Annotated in this window: 13 protein-coding genes; 7 read left to right on the top strand and 6 right to left on the bottom strand. The window is 66.0% G+C overall.

Annotated elements, in window-relative coordinates:
* Position 1: 1 nt before the first annotated feature.
* The gene (locus tag A5692_RS16910) at positions 2–1,222 is read right to left on the bottom strand and encodes a cytochrome P450 (protein WP_068058075.1); all 1,221 of its coding nucleotides are present in this window, start codon (positions 1,220–1,222) and stop codon (positions 2–4) included.
* A gap of 11 nt (positions 1,223–1,233) precedes the next feature.
* Positions 1,234–2,256 (bottom strand): LLM class F420-dependent oxidoreductase, encoded by a 1,023-nt coding sequence (locus A5692_RS16905; RefSeq protein WP_068057877.1) that lies wholly within the window; start codon positions 2,254–2,256, stop codon positions 1,234–1,236.
* A gap of 85 nt (positions 2,257–2,341) precedes the next feature.
* On the opposite strand from A5692_RS16905, the gene A5692_RS16900 reads away from it, so the two are divergent.
* Positions 2,342–3,838: an acyl-CoA carboxylase subunit beta gene (locus A5692_RS16900; RefSeq protein WP_068057875.1), complete on the top strand. Its 1,497-nt coding sequence runs from the start codon at positions 2,342–2,344 to the stop codon at positions 3,836–3,838.
* 26 nt (positions 3,839–3,864) lie between these two features.
* Here A5692_RS16900 and A5692_RS16895 read toward each other — a convergent pair whose 3' ends face one another.
* Genes A5692_RS16895 through A5692_RS16885 form a run of 3 tightly spaced genes read right to left on the bottom strand, consistent with a single transcriptional unit; the run spans position 3,865 to position 6,403 of the window.
* Positions 3,865–4,908, bottom strand: coding sequence for a TIGR03857 family LLM class F420-dependent oxidoreductase (locus A5692_RS16895; protein WP_068058073.1), 1,044 nt, complete (start codon positions 4,906–4,908; stop codon positions 3,865–3,867).
* Positions 4,905–5,285: a nuclear transport factor 2 family protein gene (locus tag A5692_RS16890; RefSeq protein ID WP_068057873.1), complete on the bottom strand. Its 381-nt coding sequence runs from the start codon at positions 5,283–5,285 to the stop codon at positions 4,905–4,907. The genes A5692_RS16895 and A5692_RS16890 overlap by 4 nt, the downstream gene beginning before the upstream one ends.
* Positions 5,285–6,403, bottom strand: a complete 1,119-nt coding sequence (locus tag A5692_RS16885) for a PHB depolymerase family esterase (RefSeq protein WP_068057871.1) — start codon at positions 6,401–6,403, stop codon at positions 5,285–5,287. The genes A5692_RS16890 and A5692_RS16885 overlap by 1 nt, the downstream gene beginning before the upstream one ends.
* 168 nt (positions 6,404–6,571) lie before the next feature.
* Here A5692_RS16885 and A5692_RS16880 point away from each other — a divergent pair, with 168 nt between their 5' ends.
* The 6 genes from A5692_RS16880 (at position 6,572) to A5692_RS16855 (ending at position 13,018) form a co-directional block, all read left to right on the top strand.
* Positions 6,572–7,582 (top strand): Rieske 2Fe-2S domain-containing protein, encoded by a 1,011-nt coding sequence (locus A5692_RS16880; protein ID WP_068057869.1) that lies wholly within the window; start codon positions 6,572–6,574, stop codon positions 7,580–7,582.
* A complete protein-coding gene (locus tag A5692_RS16875) occupies positions 7,579–8,211 on the top strand; it encodes a cysteine hydrolase (protein ID WP_068057867.1) in 633 nt (210 codons plus the stop codon). Before A5692_RS16880 ends, A5692_RS16875 begins: the two co-directional genes overlap by 4 nt.
* Positions 8,208–8,828 (top strand): PaaI family thioesterase, encoded by a 621-nt coding sequence (locus tag A5692_RS16870; RefSeq protein ID WP_068057864.1) that lies wholly within the window; start codon positions 8,208–8,210, stop codon positions 8,826–8,828. The genes A5692_RS16875 and A5692_RS16870 overlap by 4 nt, the downstream gene beginning before the upstream one ends.
* 8 nt (positions 8,829–8,836) lie before the next feature.
* Entirely contained in the window at positions 8,837–10,489 is a 1,653-nt protein-coding gene (locus tag A5692_RS16865; RefSeq protein WP_068057862.1) for an acyl-CoA synthetase, read from the top strand.
* Between the two features lie 92 nt (positions 10,490–10,581).
* Complete coding sequence (locus A5692_RS16860) at positions 10,582–11,778, top strand: cytochrome P450 (RefSeq protein ID WP_231984348.1); 1,197 nt, start codon at positions 10,582–10,584, stop codon at positions 11,776–11,778.
* A 22-nt stretch (positions 11,779–11,800) separates the two neighbouring features.
* On the top strand, positions 11,801–13,018 hold the full coding sequence (locus A5692_RS16855; protein WP_068058071.1) for a CaiB/BaiF CoA-transferase family protein: 1,218 nt from the start codon (positions 11,801–11,803) through the stop codon (positions 13,016–13,018).
* A 280-nt stretch (positions 13,019–13,298) separates the two neighbouring features.
* Here A5692_RS16855 and A5692_RS16850 read toward each other — a convergent pair whose 3' ends face one another.
* On the bottom strand, positions 13,299–14,285 hold the full coding sequence (locus A5692_RS16850) for a hypothetical protein (protein WP_231984347.1): 987 nt from the start codon (positions 14,283–14,285) through the stop codon (positions 13,299–13,301).
* Between the last annotated feature and the right edge of the window lie 539 nt (positions 14,286–14,824).

Below are 14,824 nucleotides of genomic sequence, written 5' to 3'. Positions count from 1 at the left end.
CTCAGGCCGGCGTGTAGCGAACCGGCAGGTGCTTGAGACCGCCGACGAAGGTGGTGGCCACCAGTTCGGGCTCCCCGGTCAGCTCAATGGATTTGAGCCTGGGCAGCAGCTCGGTGAAGAAGCTGTTGACCTCCATGCGGGCCAGCGCCGCGCCCATGCAGAAGTGCACCCCGTAGCCGAAGGCGAGGTGCTTGTTGGGGTCACGTCCGACGTCGAAGCGGAAGGGGTCGGCGAAGACATCTTCGTCGCGGTTGGCCGACACGTAGGACAGCAGCACCGAGTCTCCGGCCGCGATGGGCACCCCGCGCACGGTGGTGTCTTCGGTGGCGGTGCGCATGAATTCCTTGACTGGGGTGACCCAGCGGATCATCTCCTCGGTGGCCAGCGGCATCATGTCGAGATTGTTGCGCAGCCGGTCGAGCTGGTCGGGGTTTTCGATCAGTGCGTGCAGGCCGCCCGAGATGGTTGCGCTGGTGGTGTCGTGGCCGGCGGTGGCGACGATCAGGTAGTACGAAACGGTGTCGATGTCGGACAGGGGCTCGCCTTCGACGCGGGCGTTGGCGATCGCGGACGCGAGATCCTCGGTCGGGTGCTCGCGGCGCGACTCGGTCACCTTGTTGAAGTACTGGAACATGTCGAACAGGGCGGGCAGCTGGTCCTCGTTGGTGGCGCCGCGCTTGAATTCGGAGTCGTCGCTGCCGAACAATTCCTGAGTCAACTTGAGCATCCTGGAGAAATCAGCCTCCGGGAGGCCGAGTAGCGACATGATCACGTAGAGCGGGTAATTGACCGCCACTTCCTGGACGAAGTCACACTCGGGACCCGCGGCCATCATCTTGTCGACGTAGATCTTGGCCAGCTCGTCGACGCGGACCTTCAACGCCCGCATCGCCTTTGGGCGAAACCAATCGGAACCGATCGCACGCACCACGCGATGCTGCGGATCGTCCAGGTGGATCAGTGTGCGCACGCCGGCGGCGGCCTGCATCTCGTCGCCCTCGGCCGTGGTCAGGACGGGGCGCGGCCAATTCGTGAACAGCATGTTCGCGCGTTCGATGTCCATGATGTCGGCGTGCTTGGTGATCGCCCAGAATGGGCGGTAATCCGGGACCTCGACCCACGACACCGGGGCGCTGGCGCGCAGGTGGGCCAGCGCCGCGTGCAGTCGCCGCTCGTCGGTGTACGCCAGTGGGTCAGCCAGCAACCGTCCGGCGTCGTCCATCGTGGTTGCGGTCATCGGCGAAACTCCTTCATCGCGGCGGTAATACACGCATGAGTGGCGTGGTAAAAGATCGGCAGCACGCGGTCGACCACGCCCTCACAACGACTTTTCAGGGCGGCGCCGACCGTGTCGACGGGGCCCACGACCGCGAAAGCGGCGAGCACTGCGTCGTCGATCAGCGATCCCATCGCGTCCCATTCACCTTGCTTGGACAGCAGGTTCAATTCGGTGTGCAAGTCGCCCCAGCCATGCAGCGCAAGCACTTTCTGGTATGCGGGCGTGGATCCGTAGAAGGCGATCTGCTTTCGGGTGGCCGTCATCGCCGCCGCCAGCTCCGCTTCGTTCTCGCCGGTCGCCACCATGACCTCGCACGACACCTGGAAATCGGCGCGGTCGCGGCCGCCGCGCTGCATGCCCCGCAGTAGCGCCGGCATCGTCACTTCGTCGAGGTAGCGCCTGGACACCATCGGGTGACCGAGGTGCCCGTCGGCCACCTCGCCGCACATCTCGGTCATCGCTTCGCCCACCGCGGCGATGAACACCTTGGGCGCCGGATACGGCTGGGGCTCCGGTGTGAACATCGGGGTCATGATCTTGTGGGTGTAGAAGTCGCCCTCGAAACGCAATTTGCCGCCGTCGTGCCACGCGGACCAGATCGCGTACAGGGCGGCGACGAATTCCCGCATGCGACGGGCGGGATGACTCCACGGCATGCTGAAGCGCTTTTCGATGTGGGGCTGAATCTGGGTGCCCAGGCCGAGGATGAACCGGCCCTGCGAGTACGCCTGTAGGTCCCAACCGATGTTGGCGACGATCATCGGATTGCGGGCGAAAGCCACCGCGATGTTGGTACCGAGTTCGAGCCGCGACGTGTGTTCGACGGCCAGCAGTAGCGGCAGAAACGGGTCATGACTGGTCTCCGCCGTCCAGCCGCCGTCATATCCCTCGCGTTCCAGGGCGACCGCCGCATCGGTCACCCGCGCCAGCTGATTGGGAATGCCCCCGTCGACCTTGAGGCGGGCGGCGTCGGCCATGCGGGTAACTTTACAGTAAGCAATCCAGTATGTGACCCCGCAGATCTACTCGCGAGACCAAACTCCCATGAGGTAGGACATAGGCATGACAAAACCCCCGGATTGGGAGGAGACGCTCGAGGACCTCGACCGCCGCCGTCAGCACGCGCGGGAGATGGGTGGCCCCGAACGGCTCGACAAGCACCGCGGCAAGGGCAAGCTCGACGCCCGCGCGCGCATCGACCACCTGGTCGACCCGGGGAGCTTCCGCGAAATCGGCACGCTGGTCGGCGGCGACATCCCGGCCGACGGGCTGGTCGTCGGCTCCGGATCGATCAACGGTTCGCCGGTGATGTTGGGCTCGGAGGACTTCACCACCATGGCCGGCAGCATCGGACCCGGCGGCAACTCCAAGCGCTACCGCGTCGCCGAACTCGCGCTGCGCGACAAGGTTCCCCTGGTGATGCTGCTCGAAGGCGCCGGTTTTCGTCCTGGCGGTGGGCATTACGGCCGGACCCCGACGGACCTGCTCGCCCAGGCGCAGTGCTCGGGCCGGGTACCGACCGTCGCCGCCGTGCTCGGCCCGTCGGCCGGACACGGCGCACTCGTCGCTCCGGTCTGCGACTTCCGGATCATGAGCGCTCACGGCGCGATCTTCACCGCCGGACCGCCGGTCGTCAAAGAGTCCACCGGAGAAGAGATCTCGAAGGAGGACCTCGGCGGACCCGTCACCGCCTTGCCGAGCGGGGTGATTCACAACGTCGCCGAAGACGACGAAGCCGTGATCGCCGATATTCGGCGGTACCTGTCGTACTTCCCGCCGAGCGCGTGGTCCTACCCGGCGCCGCTGCCGCCGGACGAGGACAGCGGGCCACGTGCGACGCCCGAACTGCTGGACATCGTCTCCCGCGACAACCGCCGCGTCTACGACATGCGCGCCGTGCTCGACGTGGTCTTCGACCGGCCCGACTGGTTCGAAGTCCAGCCGCGGTACGGCAAAGCGATCATCTGCGCGTTGGCTCATCTCGGTGGCCACCCGGTCGCGGTCGTCGCGAATCAGCCCAACGTGCTCGCGGGCTCAATCGACGCCGATGCGGCGGACAAGGCGGCACATTTCATCATGGTGGCCGACTCGTTCCACCTGCCCATCGTGTTCCTTGCCGACAACCCGGGCATGCTGCCCGGTAGTCGGTCCGAACGCAGCGGCGTGCTGCGTGCCGGTGCGCGGATGTTCGCCGCGCAGACGACGGCGACCACGGTCAAATTGCACGTCACATTGCGCAAGGCATACGGGTTCGGTTCCATGGTCATGTCGCTGTTGGGTTTCGATCAGCAGAGCGCGACCTTCGCTTACCCGGGCGCGACCATGGGCGCCATGAGTGCGGCAGCGCTGGGGCGGGCGACGCACGCCGGTGACGACGTCACCGCGAAGCTGCGTGACGCCGAGTTGCAGGCCTCCTATCGCTCGGCCGAACATCTGGGCTTCGACGAACTCATCGATCCCCGCGAGACCCGCGACGCCCTACTCAGTTCGCTGCTTCGCGGACTGTCCAGCCGGCAGTCCGCGGCGGAGCCGGTCACCCGGACCGTCATCCTGCCCTAGGGCGTCGTTCCGCGCAGGCTCGGGCGTTAGGCGCCCGCCCGGTACGCCGCGACAACGGGCTCCAGCTCGTCCGGCGTCGCGCCGTGCATGATCACCGCGTCGGCCCCGTAGTCGAATTCCTTGCGGACGCGCTCCGCGCATTGCCGCGCCGACCCGGTGGCCGACGGCTCCAGCCACTCGTCGGGGATCAGCGTCGCGATGTGCTCGATCTGCTCGGCCGTGGCCTTGTGGTCGATCCCCCCCGCGATCGAAGTCACCACCGGGTCTTCCCGGAAGCGTTGCAGCACAGCGGGATCCCAGTTGTTCGTCCGTACCATCAGGTCGCCGTAGCCCTGCAGGTAGGTGGCGAGTCGGGCGACCGTCTTCTTCAGCCGCAACTCCTCGGGAAGGTGGTCACCGACCGTCGCGAAGCACGACCACACCCGCACGCTGTCCGGGTCGCGGCCGGCCCGTTCGGCCGCGGACTTCACCGTCCGGACGCAGCGTTGCAGGGTTTCGGGGGTGAAGTAGGTGTGCAGGATGACGTCGTCGAAGGCTCTGCCCCCGAGTGCGAGCGTCTTGGGTCCGAACGCCACCAATGCCAACCGGATGTCGTCGTTGAAATCCGGATCGAGGAACAGGATCGGGTAGTTGCCCATGGGCCCGTCGTGGTTGAAGATCAGCTCCCCGCGCCAGAGGCGACGCATGACCTGTGCCCAGTCCTCCATCTGCGCGGTTGTGACCGCCGGTATGCCGAACGCACCGTAGATCGCTGCGATCCCGCGGCCGATACCAAGCGTGAAGCGCCCGCCGGAGAGCCGGTGCATGGTGGTGGCCCACGACCCGGTGATCAGCGGGTGGCGGGTGTTGTGATTGGTTGCCGCGGTGGCGATCTGCATCCTGTTCGTCACCGCGCACGCGGCCCCGACGAGGGACGACGCCTCCTTGACGTTCCAGCGCTCGGAGATGAAGGCGGTGCCCATGCCCAGCTCCTCGCCGCGGCGGGCTTCGTCCATCAACGCCGCCGGGCCTTCTCCACCTGCACCGGCCAGCAGGTAGTACCCCAACTCATCAAGCGTGCGATCGCTCAACTCCAAACTCCTTGTTTGTAGCCGCAATTCCAGACTTCGGCGATCTTCCCATCGACGACGCGGAACACCTCGATGCTGGCGACGTTGGTTTCGGCGTCGTCCTTGGCGGTCATCGATGAGTCGTAGACAATCGCGACGTGCTCGCCGTCGTCCCCGGCCACGACGATGTTCAGATCGAAGCGCAGCGTGTCGAGCATCGCCCAGACGTCCTCGATCCGGTTGACCGCCTGATCGCGGGTGAGGGTGTGTGCCTCCCCCACCTCGTGCCGGATCACGGTGTCGGCGAAGAGCTCCTCGGCCAGGGTCAGATCGCGCTCGTTCCAGACGACCAGATTGTAGAGCTCGACGACCTCACGGGCCGTGCGTGCGGTGGCCATCAGCCGGCGACCTCGCGCAGGAATCGATCGGTCACCCGCTGAACGCGCCGGGAGAAAATGTGCCCGACGTGGCTGCCGTCGTACCAGTACAGTTTGCCGCCCCAGCGCTCCTGCAACTCGACCGCGGGATCGCGCATGGCCATCCGGTCGTGCCAGGCGCCGACGATGAGCCGTCGATGCGGCGGGGGCGCCGGGTCGACCCGCAACGGATCGATCACCGAGGTCAGCTTCGCCGCCTCGGGGGACGCCAGCAGGTCGCGGAACCTGTCGCGGGACGACCCCCAGCGGCCCAAGTGCCGGGCGATCATCGCGTTCAGCCCCAGGATCGGCGTGTATAGCGCGACCGCATCGACCTGCCTCTCCAGGTGGGACACCAACGCCGCGACCGGAGTCCCCATGGAAATCCCGGCTACCACAACCGCGCTCGCCTGTGGTTGTGCCCACCGCACCACCGCGCGGACCTCCGACACAGCCCGCATCATGCCCGCAACGTTGCCCAACGGATCCAGGTCCGGGTACGCAGGCCATTCGCGGCGCCGGCAGCCGTGGCCGGGCTGCACCGGCAGCGCAACGTTGAACCCGAGCTGGTGATGTATTCGGCCGATCCGACTCAACAACATGTCTTCGGCGCCGCCCTGGCCCGCGCCGTGCACCCAGATGAGCCAGGGCCTCGGGCCGTCGTGGTGCCGGCACAGGTGCACCACTGCCCTTGCCGGTCCGCCGAGTCCCTCGGCTTGCAGGGTTTGCGGCAACGCCGGATCATGCTCGAACGCCATCCGCTCGTACGCCAGATTGCCGACGCGGCGCCGCCGCACCGAGGTCGCGCGCAATGGCATCGGCTCCCGGTGCGCACGGTCGATGCCCAGAGCGGACAGCTCCTCTGCCGCGGCCATGCAACCGGCCAGGGGCCGCATTTCCGCCGGGCTCCCACCCAGCAGCGAAAAGCCGCTCAGCACAAACTCGTCCAGCATGACCTCGCCGAACAGCCGCACACCCCGCGGTGACACTGGAGCCCAGCCGGTCGATTCGTTCAGCCCGGCTACCGTCCGCGGCAACAACATGCCGAGCTCGCGGCTCGCCTCCCGGACGAGCCCCAGCCCGCGCGTCACCTTCGACATGCCATTCCCCTACGCCGGCTTCAAACCGGTGTCTCCGTCGGCCGCGCCCCGCACCGTCGGCGCGACGAGCGCGATGCCCTGTGTCATTTCACTCCTTGCCGTGCACGGGCCAGACTGCTGAAATCTATACTGTAACCCGCTTAGTATCAGGCAATCGGAGGCGCCGGCGTGAAAGTGCCCTTCACCTGGAAGGTCACCGGGTGGTTCATGGTGGGGTGGTCTCCGGAGTTTCCCCTCGGCGAGGTGCGGCCACTGCGCTACTTCGGCGAAGATCTGGTGGCCTACCGCGACGTGTCCGGCGAACTGCATGTCCTCGAGGCGCACTGCAAGCACCTGGGCGCGCACCTCGGCCACGGCGGCAAGGTGCTCGGCGACTGTGTCGAGTGCCCGTTCCACGGCTGGCGCTGGGGCCCGGACGGCACCAACCGGTACATCCCCTACCAACCCGACCGGCCCAACCGTGCGTTGCGGCTTCGGGTGTACCCGGTGCGCGAGCAGTACGACTGCGTATTCGTCTGGCATCAGCCGGAGGGCGAGCAGCCGCAGTGGGAGATGCCGGACATCTTCCGGAAGTTTCCGCAATTCGACACGAATCCGGCGGCCTACTACCGCGCTTACCCGGAGTTCTCCCGGCGCGCGGAGCGCGAACCGGTGCATCCGCAGATCGTCGCGGAGAACGCCCCGGACAGCGCCCATTTCGAATACGTGCACCACGCCACGGTGACCCCGCGGGTGCTGGACTGGAAGATCGTCGAACACGAGTGGCAGTTCACCGCGGGATGGCCGGACGCGCGCAGCGACGACCCTGAGGATCTCGCGCTGCGCTTCCACAGCCATCTGTTCGGCCTGGGCGGGGCCATCAGCGTCTTCGAGGGGGCGCAGAACCATCGGCTGATCTTCACCTGCACGCCGGTCGACGACGAGTGTTCGGATCTGTTCTACTCCATCTGGTGGCCCAGGATCCCCGGTGACACCTCCGACGTACCAAGCGGCAAGCTGCGCGAGGTCATCGAAACACAGTTCCTGTCAACGGTCTTCGACGATCTGCGAATCTGGCGATACCAGAAGTACGTGGAGAACCCGGCACTGTCCAAGGCCGATGCGAAAGGGTATATGGCACTGCGGAAGTGGGCGCAGCAGTTCTATGACGTCTCGCCGGAAGCATCCGCGTCGGCATGACACCCGACCTTGCCGAAGTCGCGGCGCCCAGACACACCGCAATCGTCACGCAGGAATGCCAAGGAGCCGTCATCGGACCCGACGCCGGGCTGGCAATGCTGGCCGAGGAGGCCCGTCGCGTCGCGCTGCCCAACATCGTGCGGCTACTGCCGGCGGCGCGGGCGGCCGGGGTCCGCGTCGTGCACTGCCTGGTGCGGCGGCGGCCAGACGGGCTCGGTTCCAACCACAACGCCAAGATATTCGCCATGGGACAAGGTCGGGTCGACATCGCCCCCGGTACTGCGGGGGCCGCCCTGTTGCCCGAATTGGGACCCGAGCCAAGCGATCTGGTGCTCAGCCGCTGGCACGGCGTCGGGCCGATGGGCGGAACCGACCTGGACGCCGTACTGCGCAATCTCGGGGTGTCCACCATCGTCGTCGTCGGCGTGTCACTGAACATCGCCATCCCCAACGTCGTCATGGACGCCGTCAACGCCGCCTACCGCGTCGTCGTGCCCCGCGATGCCGTCGCCGGCATACCCACCGAATATGGAGAGGCCATCATCGCCAACACACTGTCGTTGCTTGCAACCATCACCACCACCGACGAGCTGCTTCAAACATGGCAGCCGGGAGAAGGAACGCGATGACGGAAACAGCGCCGGAGGTTCGTAGCGGATTCCCCGACGTCAAACCCGTCGAGGACGCCCCCGAGGAACTGGGTCCGTTCGTCGCGGCGCTGCGCCGCCTGCAGGACCTGACCGTGTCCACCAAGCCGGACCCCGCGCTCTGGGCCGCCGTGACCGTGCACCTGGAGAACGCTTGTGCGCTGCTGGACGGCCACCGGGTTCCCGAGACCGAGGCGGTAGCCGGCCGCGTGCTGAGCCTGCCCGGGTTGGCCCATCCCTTGATGCCGCCGTGGATGGTGACGGGGTCAGGCCCCGACGGCGTGACCATGGCCGGTCATTTCACCACCTCACACATCGGCGGGAACCGAGCCGTGCACGGCGGAATGATCCCGCTCTTCTACGACTGGCTGCTCGGCATGGTCGTGTCCACCGCGGACATCCGGCCCACCCGGACGGCCTATCTGCACGTCGACTACCGCAAGATCACCCCGATCGACGAGCCGTTGACCGCTCAGGGACGAATCTGCGGCATCGACGGTCGGAAGGTTTTCATTGACGCTACTATGACAGCCGCCGATGGAACCTTGCTCAGCGAAGCCAACGGCCTGATGGTCCGCCTGCTACCCCACCAGCCGTGAGAGGCTAGATGTCCGACACAGCAACACAATTCACGGTGCCCGCCGTCGCGGCAGCCGTCGCGGCCGCAATTCCCGACCGGGAGTTGCTCATCCAGGGCGGACGCCGGTACAGCTACCAACAGGTGATCGAACGGTCGCACCGCCTCGCCGCCTACCTGCACTCCCGTGGCCTGGGTTGCCACACCGACCGCTCCGCGCTCGCCGGCCACGAGGCCGGTCAGGACTTACTCGGCATCTACGCCTACAACGGCAACGAATTCGTCGAGGCGTTGCTGGGCGCCTTCGGAGCCAGAGTCGCGCCGTTCAACGTCAACTTCCGCTATGTCAAGAGCGAGCTGCAGTATCTGCTGGCGGATTCGGGGGCGACCGCGCTGATCTACCACGCCGCGTTCGCGCCGCGCGTGGCCGAAATCCTGCCGGACCTACCCCAGCTGCGGGTGCTGATTCAGATCGCTGATGACTCCGGCTACGAATTGATCTATGGCGCAGTGGATTACGAAAGCGCACTCGCGTCCTGCGCGCCCGAACCACCCCCGGTGCAGTATTCGGCCGACGACCTGTACGTCCTGTACACGGGCGGCACCACGGGAATGCCCAAAGGCGTCCTGTGGCGCCAGCACGACATCTTCATGACGTCCTTCGGCGGGCGCAACGTGATGACCGGCGAGCCGTTCGAGTCCATCGAGGCGATCGCGGCGGGGGTCGCCGCCGGCCCGGGCACCAAGCTGATGGTCCTGCCGCCGCTGATGCACGGCGCGGCGCAGTGGAGCGTAATGACCGCGATCACGACCGGGCAATCCGTCGTCTTCCCCTCGATCGTCGATCGTCTGGACGCCGATGAGGTCGTCCGCACCATCGAGCGCGAACGGGTGGCCGTCGTGACGGTGGTCGGTGACGCGATGGCCCGCCCGTTGGTCGCCTCCATCGAGAAGGGGATCGCGGACGTGTCGTCGTTGGCCGTGGTCGCCAACGGGGGCGCGTTGCTCACCCCGTTCGTCAAGCAACGATTGATCGAAGTCCTGCCGAACGCCGTGGTGGTCGACGGCGTCGGATCGTCGGAGACCGGCGCTCAGATGCACCACATGTCGACGTCGGGGGCCGTATCGACCGGCACCTTCAACGCGGGTCCGGACACGTTCGTGGCCGACGAGGATCTGGGCACCATCCTGGAACCGGGCCACGACGGGATGGGCTGGTTGGCGCAGCGTGGCTACGTCCCGCTGGGCTACAAGGGCGATGCCGCCAAGACCGCCAAGACATTTCCCGTCATCGACGGGGTGCGCTATGCGATCCCCGGCGACCGGGCCCGCCACCGCGCCGACGGCACCGTCGAACTGCTGGGTCGCGATTCGGTGACGATCAACTCGGGCGGCGAAAAGATCTTCGTCGAGGAAGTCGAGACCGCAATCGCTTCGCATCCCGCGGTGGCCGACGTGGTGGTCGCCGGACGGCCCAGCGAGCGGTGGGGCCAGGAGGTCGTCGCCGTCGTCGCGCTGGCCGAAGGCGCCCACGCCGACGCCGAGGAGTTGGTCGCTCACGCCGGGCAGTCGTTGGCTCGGTACAAACTCCCCAAGGCGATCGTGTTCCGCGCGGCGATCGAACGCAGCCCGTCAGGCAAGGCCGACTACCGGTGGGCGCGCGAGCAGGCGGTGAACGGCTGACGGCGGGCCTGCCCATATTGTCTACTGTAAGAATTACAGTACGATCTTAGGCAAGGCCTGCCCCGTTCCTGCTGGAGATGCTGGAGTGCTACGTGACGACCGACGTTCGCAGCAGTGACGAGACCGTCAGCCGGCGCGACCCCTACCCGTTCTTCGCGCGAAAGCGCCGCGAATCCGGGGTGTTCCGCGGGACGGTGATGGACTATTCCAAGACACCCGAGTCGCTGATGCCCAAGCGCGAATATTCCGCGGTGTCCTTTGATGCGGTGAACACGGTGTTTCGCGACGGCCGGATTTTCAGCTCCACGCCATATGACAAGACGATCGGACTGTTCATGGGGCCGACCATCCTGGCGATGGAAGGCAAGAAGCATCGCGACCACCGCAACCTCGTTTCCGCCGCTTTCAAATCCAAGGCGCTGGCCCGCTGGGAGAACACCATCGTTCGGCCGATCTGCAACGCGCTCATCGACGAGTTCATCCACACCGGCGAAGCCGACCTGGTCCGGAACTTCACCTTCGAATTTCCCACCCGCGTCATCGCCCAACTGCTCGGATTGCCCGCCGGCGATCTGCCGACCTTCCGTAAGCGCGCCGTGCAGTTGATCAGCTACCACGTCGACTACGAAAGCGCCTTCGAGGCGTCGGCCGCGCTCAGGGATTACTTCGTCGAGCAGATCGACCACCGCAGGTCCGAACCCACCGAAGACATCATCGGCGACCTGGTCAGCGCCGAGATCGACGGCGAAAAGCTAAGCGACGAAGCCATTTACTCCTTCCTGCGGCTGCTGCTGCCGGCCGGGCTGGAGACCACGTACCGCTCGTCGGGCAACCTGCTCTACCTGCTGCTCACCCAACCGGACCAGTTCGCCGCGGTGCAGGACAACCGGGAGCTACTGCCACAGGCGATCGAGGAGGGATTGCGCTTCGAGACGCCGCTGACCACCGTGCAGCGATTCACCACCGAGGACACCGAGCTGGGGGGCGTCGAGATTCCGGCGCGGTCGGTGATCGACGTGTGCATCGGGGCTGCGAACCGCGACGAGCGGCGCTGGGAGCGTTCGGAAGAATTCGACATCTTCCGCGAGCACCTGCCACACATCTCGTTCGCCGCCGGTGAGCACACGTGCCTGGGCCTGCACCTGGCTCGGCTGGAAACCCTGGTGGCAGTCGAATGCCTGCTGGATCGGGTGACCAACATCAGGCTGCTCACCGACGACGACCCCCACATCCACGGCCAGCCCTTCCGTTCACCGACGGCGCTTCCCGTCACGTTCGACGCCAAGTAGGGTCCCGAAAATGGTCAAAGTGATGTCGGGCTTCCGGGTCCTGGAACTCGCGCAATTCACCTTCGTCCCGGCGGCGGGCGCCATCCTGGCCGACTGGGGCGCGGACGTCATCAAGGTCGAACACCCGCTGCGCGGCGACACCCAACGTGGCTTCATCAACATGGGTGGCATCCAGCTCGATCCGGAGCGGCACCCGCTGATGGAGCATCCCAACCGGGGCAAGCGCAGCGTCGGGATCGACGTGTCCACGCCGGGCGGCCAGGAGGTGATCTACGAGCTGGCCAAGACCTCCGACGTGTTCCTCACCAACTACATGCCCGCTCAGCGGCAGAAGCACAAGTTCGACGTGGAGCACATCCGCGCGGTGAACCCGAACATCGTCTACGCGCGCGGTTCGGCATACGGTGACAAGGGCGCCGAGCGTGACGTGGGCGGCTATGACGGGACGGCGTTCTGGACGCGCAGTGGCATCGGATACGCGCTGACGCCCGAGGAGCTGGGTGGCGCGCTGGGGCAAGGCATTCCGGCATTCGGCGACTCCATCGGCGGCATGTTCATCGCCGGCGGCATCTCGGCGGCGCTGCTGCATCGCGAGCGCACCGGCGAAGCCCTCGAGCTCGACGTGTCGTTGCTGAGCACGGCCTGGTGGGCGGCGGGAGCGAGCGTGACGCAGGGCATGGAGACCGGACAGGTGATGCGCACTCCCATGCCGGGCTCCGCCACCGCGATGTCGGTGAACCCCTTCATGGGCAACTACGAAACCTCCGACGGCGGCACCATCAACCTGTGCATCATCAGCCCGACCGGGTTGATCCGCGACACGTTCGAGCATCTCGGCATACCCGAGGCAGCCGACGATCCCCGCTTCTCCGACGTGCTTCCGCTGATCCAGAATGCCAACGCGGCCGCCGAACTGATCGCAAAGGCCTTCGCCGGCAAGCCCTTCGACTACTGGCGGCAGCACCTGAAAACGATGAAGGGTCAGTGGGCGCCGTTCCAGAGCCTCCTCGACCTCGTCGAGGACGAGCAAGCCCTGGCCAACGACATGGTCAGCGAGGTCGAGCTCGCCAGCGGCGGAAAACCTTTCCGTGTCGTGCGCGGCCCCGTGCAGTTCAACCACGAGCCGCTGGTCACCACGCGGGCGCCCCAGGCCTCCGAGCACACCGAGATCGTGCTGATGGAACTGGGCATGGATTGGGACCGCATCGAGGAGCTGAAGGACTCGGGAGCCATTGCGTGAACCGCGCCGCCGCACAGTGATCGGCATGGCTTCATCGCCGAACGCGCGTTTGCGGCGAAGGCACTAATGACTCGCTAGAACGAGTGCACCATCTGTTCGCTGACGCTAAGTGCGATCTTGCCCCGCGAGGGCGATGCGAAGTTGATTGGACGTACGAAGGCCTCCTATCGACGGTCTCGGCTGCATCCGACGCAATGGCGGACAGGGCCGACAGAGAAATACGGTGTTTCCCTACACAAATGATGTGGCAGCCGGTTTGGCGCGACTTTGCGCCTCAGACTCACAGGCCGCCGGTGACGTCTTGTTCGACGTGGCCGAACTCGTCGTCTTGGCCATTGAACGTGCCGTGGCATGACACCACCAAGTGATACTTGACGCCTAGCGGTGGCGCCAGGAAGTCAAGTTTGGTGGCATCATTCGGGTTGACGTTGAAGTCGCGGTGCACCGCCGGCATCAAGAGCCCGTTCTTCGGCGCGGCGTCATACGTGCACTTGCCAGGCAATGTCGAGGTGTTCTTGACGTTCACCGCCACTGACGTCGGTGATTGCTCGACATTGACCGCGATCGCGTTCTTCGGCGGCTTCGGCGCAGGAGGCGACGGATTGGGCGTCTTGGAGCAATCCGAGCCGGCAGGCAGCTCGTAGTTGCCGGTACACCGCACCGGAAGGTTGTTCGGACTCGCTGCCGCCTTACAAGTCTGCCCAGCCGGAACGGTCGGAGTCTCCGAACCAGCCGGACACTGGACGGCCGCCGGCGGCGCTTGGGGGGCGGCGGCCGGCTTACCGAGCACGATGGCGACGGTATCGTCATCTCCCTTGCGGAAGAAGCCCACGCCGAAGTCTTTGTTGCTGCAGTCGTTGATGGCAGGAGTCGCTTCGCCAACGGCGCCGCGGGTAGCCCCCTCCGCGTTGTTCGCGCTCCCGAAGGGAGCGGCCAACGTGACGGTGAAGGTGCCCTTGTACTGCCCGGCCGGGGGCACCCCCGGCAGGTTGTTGCCGATGGCATGCTGCGCCTCCCCCTCAAGGGGGATGCTGTAGTTCAAAGGGGGACAAGTCGATCCTGCTCGCGCATTGTTAACCGCCTGGCGGATGGCAGCGAGTGGATCGGCGGACGCGATCGGCGCCATCGTCAACGCGAGCACCGAACCCGACAGCGCCGCGAACGCAACTGCAACTGCTGCTTGGGTTCTGGGCATGGTGATCTCCTTTTCGTCGCCACCCACGCACGCCGGATGCGACAGGCCGGCGTGTCGGTGTCCGTCCGACATGCACGACGCTAAGTGGAACGGTCAGATGCGGAAATAAGGAGAATCCCTACATTTCTGTTCGTTCATTGACCTGTCAGGGCTATTTGGGTACCTGCGGGGGCGATTTCGTGAGCAAGTTTCACGGCGGCGGCGTTGGCCTGCTCCGCGGAGAGCCGCAACACGCCCACCTGCACGGTGTTGACGCAATTACCGCGGCGAAGTCCACCCCGCCACCAAGCGTGTCCTGTCGAAGGCCCTACCCGCTTGTTGTCGCACAGGCATCTCTTCTAATCAAATCTGTTTCGCTGCAGCGCTTTTCGTTCGGACAAGCCTATTGCTTGGCCAACACCACGGTAACGACGTCGACGCTCCGGTCATCGTGCCGGATGAAGCCCACTCCGAAGTCGGTGTAGTTGCAGTTCGTGAGTGCAGCGGCTTTTCGGTGGTTGCGTACTGCTGGGCAGCGCCGTCGAGGTCGCCACGTGCCGTCAGTCCGGGGCACTCTCAGCTCTACGGGGCGCCGGCACGGCCACGCGGCTATCCTGACGACCTGAGCGCGG

The sequence above is a fragment of the Mycobacterium sp. E342 genome, assembly GCF_001667665.1.
Classification (GTDB): Bacteria; Actinomycetota; Actinomycetes; order Mycobacteriales; family Mycobacteriaceae; genus Mycobacterium.
This window is presented reverse-complemented; position numbering and strand designations above follow the sequence as displayed.

Bases quoted from the DNA above. Each gene is read 5' to 3' on its own strand.
- A5692_RS16910 (WP_068058075.1), bottom strand. From the start codon at position 1,222: ATGGACGACGCCGGACGGTTGCTGGCTGACCCACTGGCGTACACCGAC.
- A5692_RS16905 (WP_068057877.1), bottom strand. From the start codon at position 2,256: ATGGCCGACGCCGCCCGCCTCAAGGTCGACGGGGGCATTCCCAATCAG.
- A5692_RS16900 (WP_068057875.1), top strand. From the start codon at position 2,342: ATGACAAAACCCCCGGATTGGGAGGAGACGCTCGAGGACCTCGACCGC.
- A5692_RS16890 (WP_068057873.1), bottom strand. From the start codon at position 5,285: ATGGCCACCGCACGCACGGCCCGTGAGGTCGTCGAGCTCTACAATCTG.
- A5692_RS16885 (WP_068057871.1), bottom strand. From the start codon at position 6,403: ATGTCGAAGGTGACGCGCGGGCTGGGGCTCGTCCGGGAGGCGAGCCGC.
- A5692_RS16875 (WP_068057867.1), top strand. From the start codon at position 7,579: ATGACACCCGACCTTGCCGAAGTCGCGGCGCCCAGACACACCGCAATC.
- A5692_RS16870 (WP_068057864.1), top strand. From the start codon at position 8,208: ATGACGGAAACAGCGCCGGAGGTTCGTAGCGGATTCCCCGACGTCAAA.
- A5692_RS16865 (WP_068057862.1), top strand. From the start codon at position 8,837: ATGTCCGACACAGCAACACAATTCACGGTGCCCGCCGTCGCGGCAGCC.
- A5692_RS16855 (WP_068058071.1), top strand. From the start codon at position 11,801: ATGTCGGGCTTCCGGGTCCTGGAACTCGCGCAATTCACCTTCGTCCCG.
- A5692_RS16850 (WP_231984347.1), bottom strand. From the start codon at position 14,285: ATGTCGGACGGACACCGACACGCCGGCCTGTCGCATCCGGCGTGCGTG.